The organism is Variovorax sp. 10N432, assembly GCF_056394465.1.
Genome location: NZ_JBFTHX010000051.1, coordinates 16,523 through 38,811 on the forward strand (window position 1 = coordinate 16,523; position 22,289 = coordinate 38,811).

The following is a 22,289-nucleotide window of genomic DNA, read 5'->3' on the forward strand; positions in this document are numbered from 1 at the left end:
AGCGGCTGGTCCGGTGCCAGCGACGCGCGGTCGCGAAGGATCATCACGGACAGTGCCGCCAGCATCTATCACGGTCCCCTCAGGCGCGGGGGCGCTGTCGGCTCGATGCCGCGCGCCTGCCTGAATTCCGCCGGCGTCTCTCCGGTCCAGCGCTTGAAGGACCGGAAGAAGGAATTGGGTTCGGAGAAGCCGAGCAGGTAGGCGATCTCGGTCAGACTGGCGCGGCCGGCCGACAGGTAGCGCTGCGCCATTTCCATGCGGGCTTCGTCGAGCAGGCTGGTGAAGCGCACCCCCTCCCCGGCCAGCCGGCGCTGCAGCGTGCGGGCGCTGAGAGAAAGGGCGTGAGCGACGCTCTCGATGTCCGGTACATCACCGTGCAACTGCTTCAGCAGGATCCCGCGCACCGCTGCTGCCGTGCGGCCGCGCGCGGCGCTGAGGTCGCGCAGCTCGCGTTCGGCGGCATCCTCGAACAAGGCGGCCACGCGGGGATTGGCGCTGACCAGCGGCAGCTCGAGGTCGGCACGCCGAAACACGATCGCATCGTGCGGTTGATCGAACAGGGCCTGGCAGCCGAAGGCTGGGGCGTAACGCTCGTGGTAGGACGGCAGCTCCGTCAGTGTCACGCGCTGCGGCACGATCGCGCGCTCGGTGAACGTCTGGCCGAACCTCAGCAGGGTGCCCATCTGGATGTCGAGTCGTGAGCGGCTGTAGGGGCGCGGCGGCCCGTCATAGCGGATCCGGACCTCGCATTCGTCGGTGTCCGGGAGGATATCGATCTGGCAGGCCGACACCAGCGCGTTGTAGCGCGCGATGCGCTCCAGTGCGGTGCCGAAGTCCGGACTCATCATGCCGGAAAAGCCCACCACGCCGAACAGCTCCGCCCGCATCGGCTGGAGCCCGAGCATGAGACCCGCCGCGGGGTTGCGCAGCATGTCGTAGGCGATGACGAACACGCGATCGGCCTGCTGCGAGGTCAGCGGCTTCCTGAGGCCATCGGGCGCGAGTCCGGCGCGCTCCGCCAGGTCGGCGAGATCGATGCCGGCCTTGTGCAGTCCGTCGAGCATGTTGAAGGGAAGGTGAGCAGGCGGCACGGCGATGATGGAAGGAACTCGCAGTGTGGCCCGGTCGTCAGGGCGCCCTGGCGCCGTCGCGCGCGGACTCGATGGTGCCGTTGTAGAAGCGCGCGATGCTCGTAAAGTTGCCCTGGCCGCGATGGTAGGTCCACTCTTCCATCTGCACGCATTGCTGCGTGAGAACCTGCTGGGCCGGCGCGCCGGGGTACATCGACGGCACCCAAACCAACTCCTGGCGCGGTACGCAGATGGATTCCTTGAGCAGCGGCTCCCCGCACAGTTGCACGACCGAGATTTTGGCTTCCCCGACGCCGAAGAGCCTGCCGCCACAGTTCAGCGACTGCGCGGACGCAGTGCCCGCATGCATGACGGCTGGCAGGAAGATGGCGAGGGCGAGGAGGAGGCGCATGGTCGAGTTGAGCTGTCTGAACTCGAATGTATCCGTTTGCGCAAGCATTGACTGCATCTTGCGGCCGCGAGTCGTGTTCTTTTTGCTGGGTCTCGGGCCCTTCCTTGATTGCATCGGTAACTTGGCCCCCCCCTTGAAACACAACACAATCACGCTCTGCCCTACCAGCGACATCAACGATGGCCATCCACTCGAACAGTGCTCTCAAGATGAAGGCCCTGCGCCTGCGTACCGCGGTCGCGCGGTCCATCGTGGTCGCCGGCCTCGGGCTGGTGGCGGCCTGCGGGGGCGGTGGTGGAGGCGGTGCTGCGGCCGTGGCGCTGGCCGCGTCCGCCTGTCCGGCGGGCCAGGTCGCGCTCGAGTCCGGCTGCGCCGACGCGGCGCTGACCGCCGAGCAGGTGCGCGGCGCCGTGCGCGACGCCATGGCCGAGTTCGATCTGCGCTCGGCCATCGTGAGCGTGAGCGTCGGCGACACGCCGGTGCTGACCCAGGCCTGGGGAGAATCCGCGCCGGGCCAGCCGGCCACCGTGGACATGCACTGGCGCACCGGCTCGATCGCCATCGCCTACCTGACGACCGCGCTGCTGCAGTTGCAGGATCAGGGCGTTCTCGGCATCGACGACAAGCTCTCGAAATGGCTGCCTGACTACCCGCGCGCCAGCGACATCACGCTCGCGATGCTGGCCCGCAGCACATCAGGCTACGCGGACTACGTGGACTTGAATGTCCTTCCCCTGTACGACGACGTCCATCGGCAGTGGTCCCAGGATGAGCTGATCCATGCCGCACTCGCGCAGCCGATGAAATGCGCGCCCGGGACCTGCTTTTCGTATTCGCACGCGAATTTCGTCATCCTCGGCCGCGTCATGGCGATGGCCAGCGGCAAGCCGGTCGCCGACTTGATCCGGACCGGAATCCTGGAGCCGCTGGGCATGCGGGACACGCGCAGCGACTCGACGGCGTTCATCCCGGCACCTGTGCTTCATGCCTTCGCCGCCGACCGCGGTCAGTACGAGGACAGTACCGACTGGAGTCCGTCGTGGACGATCGCCGACGGCGCCATCATGACCAGCACCATTCCCGACGTGATGCGTTCGGCGGCGGCGATCGCCACCGGCCGGCTGATTTCGCCCAAGGCCTATGCGCAGCTGGTGGAGCCGACCACCGCAGCCTTCACGCCGTGGAGCACGGCGCGCTACTACGGGCTGGGCATCTTCGTCTCCAACGGCTGGCTGATGCAGAACCCGTTTTTCTTCGGCTACTCGGGCGTGATGGCCTACCTGCCCGAGCAGAAGATCGCCATCGCCGTCACCAGCACCCTGGGACCGCGCGCCTCCCCCGATGGCAACATGTCGGACTTGGTGTTCAAGCGCATCGTGCAGCGCCTCACGCCATCGCGCATGCCGTGATCCGCCCCGGGGCCTTGATCGTCACGCCCGCCGTGCGGTCATCGACCACCCGCAGCCATTGCACGTCGTTCCACAGGACGTAGCCCGGCAGTTCCTTCAACTCTTCGATGCGGCCGATCGTCGGCCCAAGCGATCGGCAGCGCAAAAAGGCCTGCTGGAGCGGTGCGCGCGCCTCGGCGCGAATTACTCATGAAACTCAAGCGCCTCCGGGCGTGGCGGATCGTCACAATCCCGGCAGGTCGACGATGCCGGCAGGAAGAACTCTTGATCCAGCGCACTTTCGAGCGACCTCGAGTACCGATATCCAGAATGCGCAGTAACTCCAATGACAAGCAAGCCCCGAACTGAATTGGCGCAACTCGCCATCGCCATGGCCGTAATGCTTTCTCTGTTCGCATGCGGTGGTGGTGGTGGCGGCGGCGGGGGCTTCGCAGGCAGTCCGGTGGCAGCGCTTCCCCCCTCTGCGTCGACCACGGCCATTGCACCTGAAACTGCATCCGCAAACGCGGATGCAGATGCCAATGCCACGACGACGGCACCCGCAGCGCCGGGCGCCGCGAGCCGCCCGTTGTCCTGGCGCGGCGCCAGCCTGGCGGGCGCCGAGTTCAGCGAGTCCAAGCTTCCTGGCACCTATGGGACGGACTACATCTACCCGGCCAATGACAGCGTCGCCTACTACAAGGGCAAGGGCATGAACCTCGTTCGCCTGCCCTTTCGATGGGAGCGGCTGCAGCCTCAGCTGAACCAGGCACTCGATCCGGTCGAACTCGATCGACTGAAGGGCCTGGTCGAGGCCGCCACGACCCAAGGGGTCGATGTCCTGCTGGACCCCCACAACTACGCGCGCTATCGCGGCGAGATCGTGGGCTCGGCCGCGGTGCCCCACACGGCCTTTGCCGACTTCTGGCAACGCCTGGCCCTGCAGTTCAAGGACAACCCGCGCATCCTTTTCGGACTCATGAACGAGCCCAATACGATGCCCACCGAAACCTGGGTCTCGGCCGCCAACGCCGGCATCGCGGCCATCCGCGGGACCGGCGCCACCAATGTCATCACGGTGCCCGGCAATGCCTGGACCGGGGCGCACAGTTGGTCGCAGAACTTCTACGGCACACCCAACGCCCAGGCCATGCTCGGTGTGAGCGACAGCGGCAACAACCTCTTGTTCGAGGTCCATCAATACCTCGACGGCGACAGCTCGGGCCAGTCCGCTACCTGCGTCAGCCCGACCATCGGCGTCGAGCGGCTGCGCGACTTCACCGCCTGGTTGAAGGCCAAAGGCAAGCGTGGCCTGCTGGGCGAGTTCGCCGGTGGCGACAACGAAACCTGCCGCCAGGCAGTATCGGCAACGCTGCAGTACATGAAGGACAACGGCGACCAGTGGGCCGGATGGGTCTGGTGGGCCGGCGGGCCGTGGTGGGGCGACTACATCTACACCATCGAACCGAAAGCAGGCAGCGATCGGCCACAGATGCAATGGCTCTCGCCCTACCTGAACTGAAGCCCTTCGCGCGGCGACTGCTGCTGCGCCGCTGAAGCCGACCTCGCCTGGCGCGGCGTGACGCCGAAGCGCTGGCGAAACAGCTTGCTGAAGACGGCCTGGTCGGAAAACCCGCAGGCATGTGCGATGGCGCCGATGCTCAGCCCGGTGCAGCGGCTCTCTTCAAGGTAGCTCAAGCCCTTCTGCAGCCGCTGCTCGCGCAAGGTGCCATGCACGCTGCGGGCCTGGGTGTCGAACAGGCGGTACAGGCTCGCGCGCGAAATGTTGGCGCCGAGTGCGATGTCGGAGACGCTCAGGTCCTGCCGATGCAGATTGCGTTCGATGAAACGGTGAACCGCGCGCAGGCGCTCGGAGACTGGTTCGGAGGGCGTTGGCGGAGGCACCGCGAAGGCGCCCTTCAGCAATGCCTCGGCGGTGTGGAAGATGCCTTCGAAGACATGTTCCAGTTCCGTGGGCGCCAGCATGGCGCCGCGGCTCTTGAGCAGGTCGAATTGCGACACCAGGAACGGCGCCAGCCCGCGATGGTGAAGCGGCTCGATACCCGGCGTGCGCCCGGCCGGTGCGCCGTCCAGCAGCTGCGCCACCCGCTTCGGCGACGGCTGCACATGGCTGAAGCGGGCCCGCTCCCAAGAGGCGCGCAGCGCTCGCCCGCCAAGGCACAGAAGCATCGCGCCGGCGCCGAAGCTGGCGCTCGCGCCGTCATCGCGCTGGACACGCAGACGGCCGCTGTCGATCAGGAAGATCGACGCGGCGGACGAATCCAGTTCCGACTCGGCCACCGCGCAGGTGCCGATGACACCCCTGGCGTCCCGGCGCCATTCCAGGACCGCATTGCACGCGACCGAATCGCCGATGCCGTCGCTCGAACCACGCGCACTTGCGCCTGACGAGGCGCGTTGCTCCGCGGCGGCGATGGCGGGCGGTTCGGCGATGGCGTTCAAGGGATGGGCGGGCTGGTTTTGGGTCGCCAAGACCATAAATGTCGCCCTTGCGGGCAGCAAGTGTCGCAACCGCCAATCTGCTATCCCTGCGCGCCAATCCGGTTCGGTCGTCGGTGCGCCTCCCGGCGCCAGGCGCCTGCTTCCGGGGAATAAAAAAACGCCCTCCTTCGCTGCCAAGGAGGGCGCCGGCATGGCAATGCCAGTGCTAAGGCAAAAAGCGGACCGGAACCGGGAAGCTCGCGAAATTCTTGGTCACCTGCTCCGGCCTTGATTGGTTGGGATCAAAACCCACGCACCACTGTGCCGATCGAGGGGAATCTGCTCCATTGCGGTCAACCACCTTGCACTGGGAACCTGCCTTGAGAGCATCGACATCCGATTTTTTCATCGGGATGCAGGACGCATCGTTGCATTCAGGGAACCGTTTGTTGACAACGAAGGTATAGACATTGTCGTCCAGGTCGGTGAAATGCACCTGCACGGGATAGCTGGGCACCGATCCCACCCTGAATCCGGAGATCCGGGTGCGGGTCGGCATCACGACGTCCTGCTTGCAATCCCAGGCGGTGCCATTCTGCGTGCAAACGCCGTAGGACTTGATCAATGGAACGTTCTGGGCGACCGCACCGTCTCCGCCGATCTTCACCTCGAAGCCATCCTGATAGGTGAACTGCTTTTCGTTCTCGAGGCCGGTAGCGCCGCCCACGGTGAACACCAGGCCGTCGCCGAGTTCGCTCATGAAGCCCACGGCGTCGTCGACCGAAAATCCATAGGCGCTCATGTGAAGATCGTTGGCGTCGTCACCGTCTTTGCCATGAATCAGCTTGACATAGGGATTGAAGTTCAGCTTCGGATCGGCTGCGACGTAGGTCGTCTTGTAGTTGTATTGCAAGCTGTGGATGTACAGGGATTGGGCTGCCGCGTGATCCAGGCCCGCGATCCTCGTGTCAGCCAGCTTGTTGACGTTCGAACCGCAATTCTCGTCGAAAGGAACCCAGCCGTAGATGTGCTGGAGAGCCTCCTTGAAGCTGAATTTCTTGTCTGGCAATGCGCACGCGAGTTTCTTGTAGTTGTTGTAGTTCTCCTCGAAGAAAAGCTTGATCTTCAGGAGATCGGCGCTCAACTGAACCCGCTCCGGCGTGCTGGTGCAATCGACCGAGGCGGTCACCGACTGACTGAGCAGCGGGTCGTTCCAGGCGACGCAGGAACCCCAAAGATTCTGCATGCGTTGCACTGCTTCGCCGAAGGGCTTCGCCTTGTCCGCATCGGAGCATGTCCCTGTCCTGCACTCTTCCAGGATCAACTCCGGTGGGTTGATTTGCCCGGCGATCTTGACCGGCATGTCGTCGCCGACGATCGGTTTGCCGTCACGTTGCGCAAAGATGTTGTAGCCCCCGGGCAATTTCACTTGAGCGAGGTTGTAGACCGGCCAGCCCTTGCCCGCGTCGCTGGCTAGGAAGGCCGACAGGCGGCTCCTGAAATCGGGCAGCGGCATCGCGGACCCGCTGTAGCCGATATAGGGGTTGTTCTTGGGCGCAATGGCCACCGGCAGGTAGACATGGTCCACGTAGGAGATGTTGTAGCCTACGTTGTCCGGCACGAACAGCGGCGTGCCCTGTTCGAGGTTGATGGCGCCGAACGTGTATTCCGAAAGCTGGGCATAGACGCTGTCACGGAATTGGCTGTTGCTGGAATAAGTGTTCAGATTGCAGTCGGTCTTGGTTCCCTTGCAACTCACTCCGGCCGGCGGCGTGGCCAGCAGGCTGTCTTTGTCATTGTTGGCATCCGTGGCGATCAGCAACCGATCATTGCGGTCGGCCAGCAGGACACGGCCGCCGTTCCACCATGTGATGTAACTTTGGTCGGGGAGTTGACTGTACAGGGGAATGGTCACTTCGACCGAGCTTCCCGGCGCGATCCCCGTGCCTTCATTGACGTATAACTTATAGACGTATTTGGTCGGGTAATTTTCCCTCGTGCGACGACAAGCCTGCACCCATTCGTTCACCGAATTTGCACTGGTGGAAATGACGGGATAAATCGTTCCAGCCGAATTGTTGTGGACCGTGATAGTCCTTGACTTGATCGTCACGGTCTTGAAGTCGAAATCCAGACAGTCGACGCCCGCCGCGGCCGTTGATTCCGGTGCCGGTGCCGTCACCGCGGAGGGCAATACGGCATTGCTCCCGCCCCCACCCCCACCGCAGGCCGCCAGGCCCAGCACGAGCAGGAAGGCGCCGGCCCGCGCCACGGAGACCGGAATGTGACGATCGGCCACGTCTCGAATTCGAAAACTCATTGGATTCCTCTTTGAATGATCAGCACGCGCCCAAAGGCAGCGCGAAGCCTGCGGCCGGATTCTGCAGCGGCGCCGCCCCTGAAAGCGTCCTGTATTGCATATGCAATGGAAATTTCTTCAGACCCCACCGCAATTGCTCGGGCCGTTGTGCCTTGCCGCGCCGGATGGCCATCCATCTCAGGGCGACGCCGCGGCGCAGGCCCGTGCCTCCCGCGGCGTCATGTCGAATCGCTGTCGAAACAGCTTGCTGAACACGGCCTGGTCCGAGAAGCCGCAGGCATAGGCGATGGCGCCGATGCTGAGACGGCCGCTTTCCGGCTGCTTCAGGTAGTTCATGCTCTTTGCCAGGCGCTCCTCGCGCAGCGTCGCATGCACGCTCTTGTCCTGCGATGCGAACAGGCGATAGAGCTGGGCGCGCGAGAGGCTGGTGGCATGCGCGATATCGGCCACGCTCAGGTCGTGCCGATGCAGATTGCGCTGGATGTGCCGACGCACCGCCTGCAGGCGGTCGGCGGATGGCCCGGCACTGCTTTCGGGGCCGGTCGCCAAGACCGACTTGAGCAAGGTTTCGGCGGTGCGGAAGATGCCGCCCAGCACCGTCTCCAGGTCCGGCGGGGTCAAGGCCGCGCCGTGCATCGAAAGCATTTCGAGCTGCGAGGCCAGGAATGGTGCGAGTCCCAGGTGTTCGAGCGTCTCGACTGCTCGCTGGCGCGGGCCCGGGGGGTGTCCCAGCACCTCCAGCAGCCTTGGCCTGGCCGGCCGGATGTAGGCGAAACGCGAGCGCTCCCACTGACCGCGCAGCGGCTGGGCGAGGTCGCACAGCAGCACGCTGCCGGCACCGAACCTGGCCTGGATGCCGCTGTTCTGCTCGATGCTGAGATGGCCCTTCTCGATCAGCCAGATGCACAGGTCCGCTTCACGCGGCGCGCCCGTCGGCGGCAAGGTCGAGTGGATCCCGGAAGGCGGCACCTCGCAGTGCCCGATCGACCCCTTGGCGTCCTCACAGAGGAGGCTGCGGCCGCGCAGCGGATGATCCGACACAATCTCCAGGTTCATCGATGCCAGGATGCGCGGCGAGAAGTCGCGGCGCCCGAGCGCCGCCGCCAGGCCATCGGCGGAAACCAGGCGCCGCCCGCCCGGCGCCGGAATGGGCCTCCTCACGGCGGATTCGTCGACGCTGAGGGCACGCTTCTTCACAGCGCCACTATGACCTGCGGCCGGGGGCCGCTGATTCTGGAATTGCAGGTCACATCAAACATGGACGGGTCTCGTGAAACATTCTGTTTCGGCTCGCGCGATTCTCTGGCGTGCAAGGCTCCGACGCAAATTACCGATGTAGCGAACTTGTACGGAAAGAAGTGCTACCGCGCGGGGGGCGCGGTGATCAGTGCATTGAACATGGCCTGCAAGGTCTGGGGCGAGTTGCTGCGGCTCTCGGCGCTCCAGCAGCCGCCAATGCGCGGCGGCACCGAGACCTGCAGGATCGGCTCGCCCTGCGCGCCGGGGGCCCGGATGTCCACCAGTGCCTGGGCCTGGTTGAGCTGCTGTGCAGTCAGGCGCTGCTTCTCGGTGGCGAGATCCCCCTGCTGGCGCGCCAACTGGCTGGCCTCCTCCACCGCCTTGACCAAGTCTTCCTGGCCCTGAAGGTCGTAGCGGACGCTGATCTTGCCGACCTTCAGCGCCTCGAGCTTGGCGCGGCTCTGCGGGAAGTCCAGCACACCGAAATCATGCGAACCATCGCGGAACTCGTTGACGAAGTCCACGACGCCCGTCGCGCCCGGATAGCGGCGGGTGAGCGTGAGGTCGCCGATCCTGATCTCGAGCGCTGCCTCGCCGCACTGGGCCGCGCTCCAGGCGAGCTGCTCGGTGACCGGGAAGTTGAAGTTGTTGATGACCTTGGCCGCCGCGGCGCACTTCAGCGTGAGGGTGGTCAGGTAGGGCTTCACGGTGGCCTCCGGATTGACGCCGGTCGGCTGCGCGGTGATGGTCAGCCGGAGCGGCGCGGCGCGCAGCGCGTCGGCCTTCTGCTTGGCCTCGGCCAGGCGCGCCTCGACGGCCTGCAGTTCCTGGCTCGATGCCAGCTGCTGCTTCTCGGCGTCCGCCGCCCGCTTGCGCTGCGCCACCTCCAGGTTCTGCTGGGACACCATCTGCTCGACCCGCTTGTTCACCGCGCCATTGAGCATGGGCAGGAAGGCTGGCGTCACCGGCAGGCTGTAGCCCAGGGTCTCGACCATGCTGAAGCGGGTGGCGTTGCGGTGCAGGAAGGGCTTGGCCGGACCATCGGCGAACGCCCAGACGGTGCCTTGCGCGCCGAACAGCTGGTCCATGATCTGCGTCATCGAGGTCGCGCTCTGCAGCGGCCACATCACGCTGGTTTCCCAGTCCTTCTGCAGCGCGCAGGAAGCCTGCTGCCCCACGTAGCTCAGCAGCAGGTGCAGCGGGCCGCTCGCCAGTTTCCAGACCACCACGGCCTCGGGTCCGTCGAACCCCGAACCCTTCTTCAGCTCGGCCATGGCATCGGCAGCGACCCGCAGCTTGGACGACTGCACGGCCGCGTCGACGCCGTAGCCGTGGAAGTCGGCCGCCAGCGGCAGAGCTCTGCCGGCGCCATCGAGCGCCTCGCGCATGACCGCATCGAAGCCGGCGTCGTATTGCCGCAGCTGCTGGCGCAGCGTCAGGTCGCGCCGCAGCATGTCGCGGCCTTGCGGCGGGCTGGTCGACAACTGCTGGAGCACCCGGCCGCCGACGGCATTGACGGAACTGAGCAGCGATGCCGCCTGGTTGCCTGCCACCAACCCGCCGATGCGGGCCTCGCCCTGCAGCCGCGACAGCGTCCGCGCCAGCAGCAGCCAGGGAGGAAGCTGGTCGTCGGGCCAGGGCTCGAATTCGCGCCGCAGCCGGTCGATCAGCATCGAGTACGGATCCTGCCCGTTGGGCACCCGCACCAGCGTGGCGCGCCATGCGGCCTCGCCCGCGATCAGTTGTTCGCCGGCCGGGAAGCGGGCGGCGAACTGGTACCAGGCGTTGACATGCTGCAGCTTGTACCAGACGTCGAATTGCTCGCGCGCGCGCTCGAACTTCGGTCGATCCTTGACGCTCGCTGCCATGCTGTCGAGGAAGTCGTTGATGGCCCGCCCGCCCGCCGTCGTGAAGGCCACCGGCACGCGCACTTCCGCGATCTCGGGCGCGATCTTGGTATCCGGCGCCCCCGTGGCGGCGCGGGACAAAGGCTGCCAGAACGACGCCAAGGTCACGTCGTCACCCAGCAAGGCATCCGCCGGCAGGTCGCGCACCCACGACAGCGGGGGCTGGCCGACGTAGGCCAGCTGGCTCAACTGGGCTTGCTCGGAGGCCAGGTGACTGTCGAGGAAACCGTCGTCTTCGGGATGCCAGGCGATGTATGAGACCTCCAGCCGGCCGAGACGGCGCATGGTGTCGGCCTTGACGCCGTTCGCAGGATCCACCCGCAGCAAGCCCGGAAGCTCGAGGAGCCGGCCTTGGGAATCGCCGCCCATGCGCCTCTGGATGTGGTGGATGTAGCGAACCAGGTTGTAGATGCGGCCGGCCCGCAGCTCCTGCGCGGACAGCGTGCTGTTCGCTCCGGGCTCCTGGAAGGCCGCATAGCTTCCGCGCTCGATGTACTTCTGGAAGTTCGACACGTAGCTGCGCTGCAGCCGGTCTTCGAGTTCGCCGACCTCGCTGGTCGCGACCATCCACTCGGCGACCCAGCGGTCGTTGCGCTTCTCGACCACCGCCAGGGCATCGCTGATGCGCTCCAGCGTCCCGGAATCCTCGTCAAGGTTGCCGACGAACTTCGCGTCCAGCGGATAGGTCTCCCGCACCAGCGCGACCGTCTCGCGGTTGTGCACGAAGGAGGCCGCCATCAGCAGCGCCACCGCCAGGCACAGCGCCACCCACGCCATCAGGCCCAGGTGGCGGGTGGCACGGCGCCAGCGGTTGACCAGCGCGGCGGGCAGACTCGCATGGCGGTCGGTCGGCAGGATGCGGCCGAAGAAGTCATGCAGGAACAGGCCCACGTCCGACGCCCGGTGCGCCGGCACCGGCGGCAGCTCGGGCAGCAGCGTCGACACCGCACCGCCCTCCTGGGCGCCGCTGCTGAAGAACAGGCCACGCAGGAAGGGACTTTCGAAATACGGGTGGTCGCTGAAGCAGGCGTCGAGGAACAGGCGCAGGCCGCCCTTGATGTTCTCGAGCTCGCTCGGGAACATGAGCAACGCGGGCGTGGCGCCCGGCGCCCGTGCCGCCAGTTGCAGGCGCAGCAGGCCCAGCCGCCTGCCGATGCGCGCGAAGGCCTGGTCGACGAAACCGCTCTCGCTGCCCGTCACCAGGTAGCCCATCGCGTGGTCGAGCGCACCGGGCTCGAGCCGGGCGGACCATTCCTCCCAGCCGTAGACGTGGTCGCACTGCGTCACGAGCACGTAGATCGGGAAGCGCTTGTCGAACAGCCGGATCAGCTGCTCGATGCGCTCGCGCAGCGCCCGCCCTTCTTCGGCCAGCCCGTCGCGATCGGGCTGCTGGAGGCGCCGCACGTCGATGGCCAGCACCAGGCCGTTGATGCCCTCGTGCGGCCGGTAGCGCGCGAGCTGGTCGAGCACCACGCCCCATTCCTCGCGGTCCTCCGCCGAACCCTCGGACTCCACGTAGCGGCCGGCGCAATCGATCACGACGGCATCGTCGAAGAACCACCAGTCGACGTTGGCGGTCTGCTCGATGGGCGCGTTCCGGTCGATCTGCTGCAAGGGGGAGCTGACCCGCGAGCGCGTCAGCGCCGTCGTCTTGCCGGCCCCCGACCGGCCGACCATCATGTACCAGGGCAGGACGTCGAGCGGGTTGCCGTGCCGGCGCAGCGCCGAGCGCCGCAGCGTGTCGGCGGCGGCCTTCCAGCGGCGCTTGAGCACCGCCTTGGGCGACATCGCCTCGGTGCGCAGGCGCTGCTCCTTTTCGGGCAGCGCGATCGTGCTGCGCGACCGTGCGGCGACCACCAGCCGGCGAACGAAGCGGTAGAGGAAGTACAGGCCGACTGCGCCGCACACGATGGCGATCGCACTCCACCACGGCCAGCCCAGGTAGAGCGCGACTGCCCATCCGAACAGCGAGAGCAGGACGAGGACCAGGATCCAGACGAAGAGCTGGCGAAGGAGTTTCATCGGATCAAGGGCAAGATGGCGTGGACCTGCTGCCTGAGGATCGAAAAGAAGACCAGGTAGAGGACGAGCAAGGTCAGGACGGAGATCCCGAACACCGCCGCGCTCAGGCGCGACGGCATCCAGCGCGGCCGGCGCACCGCAGCCGCCAGCGCAGGCTCCTCGGCGTCGACACCCGGGAACACCAGCGTCGCCGCCTCGGACACGCCGTCGGCGCTCGCCTCGGACAGCACGCGCCGCATCGCGCGCAACCGGATGTCGGCCAGTTCGCGGGCATCGCCGCCGTGGCCGAACCGACCCTGGAAGCCCATCGAGAGGCACAGCACGTAGACCTCCACCGCGTCGGCATGCCCTACACCAAGCCCCGCCAGCCGCTCGAAGAAGGCCACGCCCGCGTTCGAGACCCCGAAGAACTGCCGCTGCAGCAGCAAGCGCTGCCAGGCATCGGCAGCCGGCCAGTCGCAGGTGAGAAGCGCTTCGTCGATCCAGGCCGAGACGGCGAACAGCGCGCTGCGCACGTCTTCATCGGAGGCGCCGAGCGTGAGCGCGTCGTGCTGCGCAGCAGCCAGCAAGGGCTGCAGGCGGGCGGCCAGCATGGGGGCGTCGTCGCCCGGCGCGTCGACGAAGCGGCGCACCACGGCCAGCACGGGAATGAAGCAGTCGACCAGTCTCATGGCCTATCTCCGGACCACGGCGATCTCGGCGCGCAGATCGGCAGGGGCATCGACCCAGAACAGCGCCACCTGACCGTCGCGCGTGATCGACTCCCACTGGCGGCTGATCTGCTCGATGCGGAAGTAGTGGGAATTCGGGCGCTTGGGCAGCCCCTGGGGCGCCACCGGCAGGTGGATCAGCTCGAGCCCCGGCAGCGCCAGCGACAGCAGCTTGGCCATCTCGCCGGTGGGGCCCAGCCGCGCGTCGCGCGTCACGCCCTGGGCGATGGCGTCGCGGCCCGCTTCGCTGTGGATCAGCAGGTAGAAGCGGTTGTGTTCGCTGAACAGCCGCTTGGGCAGTTCGCCGACCTGGAACTGGCCCTCGGGCTTGAGCTGGACGATGAACTCGGCGCCCACCGTGATCTCGTTGAGCATGTAGCTGATGAGCGCATGGGCGCGCGCGAAGCAGCGGCCGATCTGACGGTGGTCGTAGGGCGGCACGCCGGCGGTGCCGTCGTCGGCTTCGCCGAACATGTTGAAGCGCTCCGAGAACGAGCTCAGCTCGCCCACCAGCTGGCGCAGCACGCCGTAGACCGCCCAGGGGTGGAGGTTGTCGTCCTCGCTCAAGTGCTGGAGCAGCGGACTGAAGCGATTCATGGTGCGCAGGCCGAGCAGGAAGACCAGGTCGGTCGAATCCAGGCCCCCGCGCTGCATGTCGCCCGCGCGCTTGTAGGCCTGCAGCTGCCGCGCCCGGCCCGCGAGCTCGTCGCGGACGTCGCGGATCTGCTGCTGCAGCGCCTGCGAGCCGGACAAGGCGTAGCAAGGCGGCACGAAGTCTTCCACCAGCCGGATCAGGCTGCCATCGCGCACCAGGCAGGCGATCGGCACCAGGTCGTAGTCCTGCAGGGCGTCGAGCTCGCCCTCGAAGAAGATGCGCACCACGAACATCAGCGAGCGCACCTGCGCCGGTGGCGCATTCGAGTAGAGGTCGGGCACTTCCTCGGCGGCGTGGGTCGTCGCGAAGCGGGTCGAGGCCAGTGCGGCGTCGCCCAGCTCGCCGACCGTGCTGACGTTGGCATCGCTCGCGTGCAGGCGGCGCAGCCCGAGGTAGACCGTCACCGGCTTGTCGCCTTCGACCATGTCCGCCGTGAAGGCCCGGGCCGCCATCACCGCGTTGCCCGGGTACTCGACGTAGGAGCGGTCGGGGAACAGCACCCGCGCCGACTGGACTTCGATGCGCAGGTTGGCGATGGCCCCGGTGGAAAGCGACAGCTCACCGACGCCCCAGAAATGCGGCTGCCCGTTCTCCAGCGTCGGCTTGCGCTGGAACTGCTGGTGCAGGTCGGACTGCTGGAAGTGCTGCGGCTGCAGGAACATGCCCTGCTGCCAATAGATGCCGGCTTTTTCGTTCATGGTGTGGGGTGCTCGATCAGAGTTTCCGTGCCGCCGGGTCGGCGCCTTCCCCCGGCTTGGGCGCGAGCTCGATCTCGCGGCCGCCGCCGTCCAGGGGAATCCAGGCCGAGTCCTTCTTGGGCACCGGGTAGGTGTTGAGACTGCTGGCCGCCAGGATGCCCTGCGCGCCCAGCTGCAGGCGGACCGCCAGCTGCGCCGGCTCGGCGCTGTAGGTGTTCGAGATCCAGCCCTTGCTGCTGATCGTGAGCGGCACTTCGAACAGCCGCGCGTTGCCCTCGGCATCGATCTGGTAGTAGCCGGCGACGATGCCGACGTAGCGGCTTTGCTGCGCGCGGTCGAGCGACAGCAGCGTGCGCCGCCCCGGCGCCACCACGTAGCGGCTCAATTGAACGAAGGTCGGGCCGGCCTGGCCGGTCTCGAGCGCGCGCGACAGTTGCTGCGGGTCTCCCACCAGCTTGTGGAAGGCCGCGGCATCGGCCATCTGGAACACCGTCAGCAGCAGCGTGTGCGGCACGTTCTGGAACAGGTTCAGGTCGGTGGCCGCCGTGATCTCGAGCAGCACGCCGTCCTTGCCCGCGTCCCAGCTGACCTCGGCGCGCGCCTGCTTGGCCGTGTTGCCGCCCATCGCCGAGTTGGCCGCCGCGCAGCCCTGCAGCAAGGCCAGCGCGGCGAGGCACGCCAGCAGCCAGCACGGCCCGCATCGACGGCTCATCGCGCCACCCCCGCGATGTTGCGGATGAAACATGGCGGCGGCGCTTCGGGATGGCGCACGGCGGCGCGAACCCCTACCATGGAGCGCATTTTCCGTCGCCGCATCGCATGCCCCTTCCTCTCTTCGTTCGTCGTGCTTCGCCCGTGCGGGTCGGTCTGTGCGCCGCGCTGATCCTGGCCGGCTGCGCCCACTCGCCCGACGCCCCGACGCCGCCCGCTGCCGAGCCCGCGCCGCCGCCGGTGGGCGCGCTCGGCCCCCGCAGCGCGCAGGGGCCCACCACGGTCGTCCCCGTGCTCGCGGTCCATCGGACCCAGCAGGTCGACAACTTCGCCCGCGCGCGTTGCGGCGAGCAGATCGCCGCACCGCCTGCCAAATCGCTGTGGTCGCGCACCTTCTCGTCCGCGCCCTCGAACAGCGACAACCTCATGCCGCCGCCGGACTTCATGCCCGAGACCGTTTGCGACCCGGTCGCCGCGCAGCGCTACCTGCCGGCCTACTACCGGGTCGACTACCAGTTCGAGAACGAGGACTACACCGTCCTGCTCAGCTACGACCCCGGCGCCGCGCTGCGCCTGGACGAGATGGGCCAGGTGCTCGGCCCCGCCCTGCTGCCCTGAGCGTGCGCCGGCCGGGCGCGGCGCTTCAGTCGAGCGCGCGCAACGTTGCCTGGGCATCGTCTTCCTCCGTGTAGGGCATCCAGAGCAAAGCCTCGGGACGGCCGCGCACCCGCGCGTAGTACGACACGGGGCCGGCCTCGCTGGCACCCACCGTGTTGCGCAAGGCCCAACCGGTGAATGCGCGCCCGGCGCTCTCCAGCTTCAGCCCCGACTGCCCGTAGGCGATCACCGATTTCTCGGGCAGGCCGCCGCTCGGCCCGGTGGCTTGGAAGTCGATCGCCGCGCCCTCCCCGGCCACCGCGAACACCATCCCGGGCCAGCTTCCTGCGGCCGGCGTCAACTCGAACCACTGGCCCAGCTGCTCGTTGCCGTGCACCGAGAGCCGGTCGGGCGCCTCGGCCGGCGCGCGTCGCGCGCGGTGAACGCGCGCGACGAGCTTCGCCGCCCAGGCGTCGCCGGGCTCGAGCACCAGCGCGTCGCGCAGCTGCGCCGGCAGCGCCGGCCGTGCCGGCCCGGCCGCCGCCGGCCAGAGCAGGGCGATCGGGAAATCCGGGCCCAGCGCGGCGCGCAGGCTCGAGGCCATGAGGTTCAGGCCATAGCGAAGCGCCGGCTCGGCCAGCGCCTGGTCGTCGCCGGCGATCAGCCAGAGCGCCGCCCGCTGGGCAACGAAGGCATCGACCATCGGCCGCCAGTCGACCGCCAGCACCTTGTCGGGCGTGGTCTCCCACACGCCGCCGGCGGCACGCAGGCCGTAGCGCCCGAGCGTGGCGCCCAGGGCGGCCAGCGGGGCCTCGTCGGGCGAGAGCGCAGTGATTGCGATGGTCGTCATGCTCAGCTCCCGCGCACCGAGGCGCTGACCTGCGAAAGAACCTGGGCCACCGCATGGCCGAACTCGCCCACCCGCGTCATGCTGTCGGAGCTGCCGCCGCTCCAGTTGAGCGTGAAGCAGAAGCTGACGGGAACGTCCCGCGTGCGCATCTGCCCCGCCAGGCACAGGGCGTGGAAGCCTTCCCAATCGACGCTGCCGCCCTTGCCGTAGCCCACCACATCGTCCGGCACCGCGATCCACAGCGCGTCGGCCATCGAGGAGATGCGCTTGAATTCCCGTGTCGTCGCGGGCTTCTGGAAGAACTTGCCCGCCAGCACCTGCTGGTACCAGCTCACCATGTCGGTCGCCGAACTGAGCATCGACTCGTTCGCGTTGATGACGTCGGTGCGCGGCGTGAACCCCTGGCTGTCGTTGTTCGCGAGCCGGACCATGCCCTGCCAGCCCAGATCGACACCGTACGGCGCGCCGGCCAGATAGGAGAACAGCCGCCGCGTCGATTCCGGGATCTGCGTCTGCGTCAGCCCCGCCTGGGCGATCAAGGCCCGCACGCGGGCGGGCTCCGCCTTCGCCAGCGCGATGTCGGTCGCCATGTTGTCGCTGTGGGCGATCATCGCCTCCAGCACATTGCGGTAGTTCGAAGTGCCGCTGAGCGAGCCGAGCACCGAGGCGCCCGGCGTGCGATAGAGGTCGCTGATGTCGCAGGGCGCCGTCGACGTGAGGCCGTTGCGCGCGCTTTCGACATCGCGCAGGAACTGCGCCAGGATGAAGGTCTTGACGGCGCTGCCGACGAACAGCTTGGCGTCCGGGTTGTGGCCGGCGGACCAGGTGCCGGTGGGCGCCTCGGCGCGCACCAGGGCGCTCGAGGTCTGCGGCGCCATCTGCGCATACGCCGCCAGGGCCTCCGACACGGCCGTCGGGACGCTCTGGGCAAAGGCGCCGCTGCTGCCGGCACCGCCGCAGGCGGCGATCGCCGGCGCCGCGAGGCTTGCCGCGACGGTGCGCAGCGCCTGTCTTCTCTCGAGAAAAGTCGATTTCATGGTTGTTGTCGTTGTCGGGGGATTCAGCTGAGGACCATGACCTTCGATTGGCTCGGTGCCAGGACCGCGCCCACCGCATTGCCGGCGTTCTGCTTGGTGGGGGTGGACAGCCGGACGGCGGGGTGGCCCTCGAACTTCACCTTGGCGCTGCCGACGATGAACTCGACCTCGCCCATGATCTTGCCGGACGCCACGCCGCCGCTGGCGCCGACCTGGTCGCCGTTGGTGAGCGGAATCTTCGACGCCTTGGTCAGCGCGGGCATGCCGGAGACCAGGACCTTGGTCGCCGGCGAGTTGCCCATCGGCGGCATGCCGATGTTGGGAAAGGGGGTGGGCACCGGCCCGGCGGGCGTGGGCACGTTGCAGATGTCGGGCGCGGCCATGCACTGGCCGCCGGCGAGGGTGACTGCGAACATCGTTGTTTCTCCTCAGCCCAGCTCGATGCGCTGGCCGTCGATCTTGACGCTGCCTTCGGCCAGCACCGTGGCCTGGCGCGCATGCAGTTGGGCATGGCCCTCGACCTCCCAGCGGGTGCGGCCGGCGCGCAGGTCGTCGAGTTCCTCGACCGTGCGGAAGCTGCTGCGCGCCTTCTGCATCAGGCGGCCGACCTGCGCGCTGAGGTTGCGTGCGAACAGCTGCATCTCGCCGACGACTGCCGTGAAGCTGCCGGCCGATGCATTCGCGTGGCCGAAGCGCAGGTCGCCGCGTGCGGCCTCGAGCGTGAGCTGCGAGGTCTGCGCATGCAGCCCGGCCGACGCCGCGATCTCGATCCGGTGGCCTTCGATGCGCAGGCTTCCTTCCTGCGTGACCAGCCTGGCGCCGCCCGGAAGCTGCAGCGTCGCCGGCGCCGGTTCGGCGCGCGAGAGCACGGCCAGCACATGCTGGCGGCATGGCAGCACGCGCATGGCGCCTTCCCGCGGCTCGGCCACCGGCATGTCCGGCGTGAGGCACAGCAGCACCACGTCGCCGTCCTGCGGCGCCAGCAGGCAGCTGGGCGCGACCTGCGCGCGTTGCTCGCCCTCGCTGCTGCGAACGAACAGCCAGGCGCCGACGCGGCCGCAGACGGTGCCGGTCACGAGGCGCGGGCCGGCCGCTGCGCCGTCGGGCAGGACGCTGGCCAGGGAGGGATCGATGCTTGACATGGTCGGGGGCTTTCAGGAAAGGGTGGCCGGCGCCGGGCGCCAGTCTTCCGCGCGCGCGCGCTCGGCATCGGTGCCGAAGCTGCCGCGACGCACGGCGTCGGTCCAGTTCGTGCCGCGATCGGCGACGCGGTGCAGGTTGGCGCCGCTGAAGTCGGCGCGGCTGCAATCGGCGCCGCCCAGATCGGCGTGGGAGAAATCGCAATCGGTGAACACCGCCCGCGCCATGCGCGCACCCTGGCAGCGGGCCCCCGCGAAAACCGACTGCGGCGCCCGCAGCGCGGAAAGTTCCGCGGCCGCCAGATCGGCCCGCGCGAAGTCCGACATCTCGAACTGCGCGTCATCCAGCAGCGCGCGCGCCATGCGCGCGTCGCCGAAGCGCACGTGCAGACCCGAGGCGCCGCTGAACACCGCGCCCTCGAGCGTCGCGTGCTGGAACTGGGCCTGCCGGAGCTGTGCCTTCGAGAAGTCGGCGCCCGCGAGATCGGCGCAGTTGAACTGCGCCATCAGCAGCACGCAGTTGCCCAGGCGCTGACCCGCCAGCCTGGCGCCCGCCAGGTAGGCCTGCGTCAGGTCGGTGGCGTCGAAGCGGGCGCTGCCGAGGTCGGCATCCATGGCCGTGAAACGCTGCAGCACGGCGCGGCTGAAGTCGCTGCCCTCGAAGCGGCACTGATGCGCATCGCTGCGCAGCAGCACGGCATCGGCGAAGCTGGCCGCCGACAGATCGCATCGGTCCAACATCGCGTGGGTCCATTGCGCGCCGGCGGCGCCGACCTCGCGCAGGCTGCATTCGCTCATCGAGATGCGTTCGCCGCGCGTGCCGCGCAGCAGCGCGCCTTGCAGGTCGCAGCCCTGCCACTGGGTGGCCGTGAGGTTCGCCTCGGCCAGCACGGCGGCGAGCAGCCTGCAGCGCTCGAACACGGCGCCTTCGAGGTCGGCGCGATCGAACCGCGCCTGCGCCAGGTCCATGTCGCGCCAGTGCACCTTCGACAGGTCGCGCCCGCTGAAATCGAGCCCGGCCACGCTGGCACCGGCGAGTTGCCGGCCGCCCTGCGCGATCGCCGCCATGGCGGCATCGGCATCGACGAAGGAAGCGCTCGTGGCCATGCTCATGCCTTTCGCGCCTCGGGCCGGCCGGGGATCTGCATCAGCGTGCCGGTGGTCAGTGCGCCCGCGCTGCGGGCCTGGACGATGGTCGAGCCATAGACGTCGCTGGCATGCAGGTTGGCCCCCCCCAGCCGCGTGCCAGCCAGCTGCGCATGGCGCAGCGAAGCGCCCATCAGGTTGGCCCCGGCGACATCGGCGCCGTCGAGCCCGGCGCGGGAGAAATTGGCGCCCTTGGCGTTGGCGCCGGACAGCATGAGTCCGGCCGCCTGCGCGCCGCTGAAGTCGGCGCGCTCCAGCGAGGCCGACTGCATGGCCGCGCCCTGCAGGTCGACGCCATCGCTCCAGGCCGCGCCATCGAGATTCGCCCCGCGCAGGTTCGCGGCCGCGAACACGCTGCCGGCACCGGCGCGCGCGCCGCGCAGGTTGGCGCCGCTGAAGTCCGCCTTCGGCGCCTGCGTCTCGTACCATTCCGAACGCTCGGCCTGCACCGAGGACAGTGCGGCGCCCCCCATGCGCGCGGCATCGAAGCGCGCTCCGGTCAGCGTCGCGCCCGCGAGGTCCGCGCCTGCCAGGCCGCACCCGCTGAAGTCGGCCTGCTCGGCCTGCAGCCTGGCGCCGCGCAGGCCGGTCATCTCGCTGCCGCTGAAATCGGCCTTGGCGCACTGCGCGTCCTTCAGCTCGGCGCCCGCGAAGTTGCTGCGGCTGAAATCCGCCGCCTTGAACGTCGCGCCGGCGAGCGTGGCACCGGCGAGTCGGCTGCCGGCCGCGCGCGCCGATCCGAAGCTGGCCTTCGTCGCATCGGCAGCTTCGAAGCTGGCCCCCTGCAGGATGGCCTTGTCGAAGCGGGTGCCGGCCAGCCGGCTGCGGTCGAAGCGCGTCTTCTCGAGCGTCGCGCCGCTGAAGTCGGCGTTGGAGAGATCGAGATCGCTGAGGTCCAGGCCATCCAGCTTGAGCCCGGCGAAGCTGCGGCCCTCGGCCTGCCAGGCGATCACTTCCTCGCGGTTGGTGGGAGGATGGGGGGCAGGCGCCGGGGGCGCCGCGGGGGCGCCGGCAGCAGCTGCTGCTCCTGCTCCTGCCGCCGATGCCGCTGCGGTCGCGGCCCCACCCGCCGCCGCTGCCGCCGGGCCCGCCGCCGGTGCCGCCAGCGCCGCTCCCAGCGCCGATGCGACGACGGAACCCGCCACCGAAGCCGCTGCGGCGCCCAGCAGCGCCTTGCCACTCGATGTTCCGGTCGGCGCCGAGAGGCCGGTGGCCGATGGCGGGCCGAGCTGCAACGACGGCTGCGCCCCTGCGCCTGCGGTCCCCAGCGACGGGTACTGCCGCATCAGCGACACCGCCTCGTCGCTGGCGCCCCGGCTGCGCAGGAATTCCGCCACGTCGTTGTGGTCGATGCCGTTGTCGCGCATCAGCTGCTCGGTCTTCTGCCGCATCTGCTGCGTCTGGGCCTCGATGTCCCCGAGGCTCACGTCGGCGGGCGGCAGTTCGCCCTGGCGCGAGCGGACGAAGGCATCCACGTCGGCCTGGGTGAGCCCGTGCTCGGCCAGCAGCGCCGCATGCTCGGCCTGCATCTTCTGCGTCATGGCTTCGATCTCGGCGAGCGACACCGCGCGCTGCGGCGGTGGCTGCATCATGGCGTCGATCTTCGAACGCGGGATGCCGTGTTCGGCCAGCAGGCGGTCGGTCTGCGCATTCATCTCGGCGGTCATGCGCTCGATCTCCGCCAGTTGGGGGTCCACTGCGGGCCGCGGGGCGGCCATGCCCGGCTTCTGGGCGGACGTGGGCGGCATGGCAAGGCCCTGGGCACCGCCGGGCAGCGCCATCGCGCCCGCGCCGGGCGCGGTCGACGCGCGATGGGAAGTGACTGCCTTCGCCGCGGCGCTGGCCAGYGCCGAAGCGCCGACGGAAACCGCCGCGCTGCCGACGACCCCGGCCAGCGTGGGGGCTGCGCCGGACGCGGCGACGCCAGCGGCGGCGGCCGCCAGGGC

General features: G+C 68.4%; 19 protein-coding genes and 1 pseudogene. 4 read left to right on the plus strand and 16 right to left on the minus strand.

What is annotated here, in order from left to right; genetic code table 11:
• Positions 1-68 precede the first annotated feature (68 nt).
• Positions 69-1,091: an AraC family transcriptional regulator gene (locus AC1DF3_RS32950; RefSeq protein WP_478142248.1), complete on the minus strand. Its 1,023-nt coding sequence runs from the start codon at positions 1,089-1,091 to the stop codon at positions 69-71.
• Positions 1,092-1,128: 37 nt separating this feature from the next.
• A complete protein-coding gene (locus AC1DF3_RS32955; protein ID WP_478142249.1) occupies positions 1,129-1,482 on the minus strand; it encodes a DUF2845 domain-containing protein in 354 nt (117 codons plus the stop codon).
• Between the two features lie 179 nt (positions 1,483-1,661).
• On the opposite strand from AC1DF3_RS32955, the gene AC1DF3_RS32960 reads away from it, so the two are divergent.
• Positions 1,662-2,891: a serine hydrolase domain-containing protein gene (locus AC1DF3_RS32960; protein ID WP_478142250.1), complete on the plus strand. Its 1,230-nt coding sequence runs from the start codon at positions 1,662-1,664 to the stop codon at positions 2,889-2,891.
• Here AC1DF3_RS32960 and AC1DF3_RS32965 read toward each other — a convergent pair.
• Positions 2,869-2,991 (minus strand): hypothetical protein, encoded by a 123-nt coding sequence (locus AC1DF3_RS32965; protein WP_478142251.1) that lies wholly within the window; start codon positions 2,989-2,991, stop codon positions 2,869-2,871. The genes AC1DF3_RS32960 and AC1DF3_RS32965 overlap by 23 nt on opposite strands.
• A 468-nt stretch (positions 2,992-3,459) precedes the next feature.
• Between AC1DF3_RS32965 and AC1DF3_RS32970 the strand changes: the two genes are divergently transcribed.
• Positions 3,460-4,392, plus strand: a complete 933-nt coding sequence (locus tag AC1DF3_RS32970) for a glycoside hydrolase family 5 protein (protein WP_478142252.1) — start codon at positions 3,460-3,462, stop codon at positions 4,390-4,392.
• Here AC1DF3_RS32970 and AC1DF3_RS32975 read toward each other — a convergent pair.
• The 7 genes from AC1DF3_RS32975 to tssJ form a co-directional block, all read right to left on the minus strand.
• Positions 4,380-5,510, minus strand: coding sequence for an AraC family transcriptional regulator (locus AC1DF3_RS32975; protein ID WP_478142253.1), 1,131 nt, complete (start codon positions 5,508-5,510; stop codon positions 4,380-4,382). The genes AC1DF3_RS32970 and AC1DF3_RS32975 overlap by 13 nt on opposite strands.
• Positions 5,511-5,538: 28 nt before the next feature.
• Positions 5,539-7,611 (minus strand): hypothetical protein, encoded by a 2,073-nt coding sequence (locus tag AC1DF3_RS32980; RefSeq protein ID WP_478142254.1) that lies wholly within the window; start codon positions 7,609-7,611, stop codon positions 5,539-5,541.
• Between the two features lie 198 nt (positions 7,612-7,809).
• Entirely contained in the window at positions 7,810-8,829 is a 1,020-nt protein-coding gene (locus tag AC1DF3_RS32985; RefSeq protein ID WP_478142255.1) for an AraC family transcriptional regulator, read from the minus strand.
• 164 nt (positions 8,830-8,993) lie between these two features.
• Positions 8,994-12,800 (minus strand): type VI secretion protein IcmF/TssM N-terminal domain-containing protein, encoded by a 3,807-nt coding sequence (locus AC1DF3_RS32990; protein ID WP_478142256.1) that lies wholly within the window; start codon positions 12,798-12,800, stop codon positions 8,994-8,996.
• Entirely contained in the window at positions 12,797-13,471 is a 675-nt protein-coding gene (locus AC1DF3_RS32995; protein WP_478142257.1) for a DotU family type IV/VI secretion system protein, read from the minus strand. Before AC1DF3_RS32995 ends, AC1DF3_RS32990 begins: the two co-directional genes overlap by 4 nt.
• 3 nt (positions 13,472-13,474) lie before the next feature.
• Entirely contained in the window at positions 13,475-14,863 is a 1,389-nt protein-coding gene (tssK, locus tag AC1DF3_RS33000; protein ID WP_478142258.1) for a type VI secretion system baseplate subunit TssK, read from the minus strand.
• A gap of 16 nt (positions 14,864-14,879) precedes the next feature.
• Positions 14,880-15,575, minus strand: coding sequence for a type VI secretion system lipoprotein TssJ (gene tssJ, locus AC1DF3_RS33005; RefSeq protein ID WP_478142259.1), 696 nt, complete (start codon positions 15,573-15,575; stop codon positions 14,880-14,882).
• Between the two features lie 107 nt (positions 15,576-15,682).
• Between tssJ and AC1DF3_RS33010 the strand changes: the two genes are divergently transcribed.
• The gene (locus tag AC1DF3_RS33010) at positions 15,683-16,192 is read left to right on the plus strand and encodes a hypothetical protein (protein ID WP_478142260.1); all 510 of its coding nucleotides are present in this window, start codon (positions 15,683-15,685) and stop codon (positions 16,190-16,192) included.
• A 25-nt stretch (positions 16,193-16,217) separates the two neighbouring features.
• Here AC1DF3_RS33010 and AC1DF3_RS33015 read toward each other — a convergent pair whose 3' ends face one another.
• Genes AC1DF3_RS33015 through AC1DF3_RS33040 form a run of 6 tightly spaced genes read right to left on the minus strand, consistent with a single transcriptional unit; the run spans position 16,218 to position 22,091 of the window.
• Positions 16,218-17,021, minus strand: a complete 804-nt coding sequence (locus AC1DF3_RS33015) for a hypothetical protein (protein WP_478142261.1) — start codon at positions 17,019-17,021, stop codon at positions 16,218-16,220.
• Between the two features lie 2 nt (positions 17,022-17,023).
• Entirely contained in the window at positions 17,024-18,058 is a 1,035-nt protein-coding gene (locus AC1DF3_RS33020) for a serine hydrolase (protein ID WP_478142262.1), read from the minus strand.
• A gap of 23 nt (positions 18,059-18,081) precedes the next feature.
• Entirely contained in the window at positions 18,082-18,474 is a 393-nt protein-coding gene (locus AC1DF3_RS33025; RefSeq protein ID WP_478142263.1) for a DUF4150 domain-containing protein, read from the minus strand.
• Positions 18,475-18,486: 12 nt separating this feature from the next.
• Positions 18,487-19,200 (minus strand): DUF3540 domain-containing protein, encoded by a 714-nt coding sequence (locus AC1DF3_RS33030; protein ID WP_478142264.1) that lies wholly within the window; start codon positions 19,198-19,200, stop codon positions 18,487-18,489.
• Between the two features lie 12 nt (positions 19,201-19,212).
• Positions 19,213-20,310 (minus strand): pentapeptide repeat-containing protein, encoded by a 1,098-nt coding sequence (locus tag AC1DF3_RS33035; protein ID WP_478142265.1) that lies wholly within the window; start codon positions 20,308-20,310, stop codon positions 19,213-19,215.
• Positions 20,307-22,091, minus strand: a complete 1,785-nt coding sequence (locus AC1DF3_RS33040; RefSeq protein ID WP_478142266.1) for a pentapeptide repeat-containing protein — start codon at positions 22,089-22,091, stop codon at positions 20,307-20,309. Before AC1DF3_RS33040 ends, AC1DF3_RS33035 begins: the two co-directional genes overlap by 4 nt.
• Between AC1DF3_RS33040 and AC1DF3_RS33045 the strand changes: the two are divergent.
• Positions 22,090-22,289, plus strand: a pseudogene (locus AC1DF3_RS33045) (hypothetical protein); the annotation flags it as partial. The gene AC1DF3_RS33040 and the pseudogene AC1DF3_RS33045 overlap by 2 nt on opposite strands.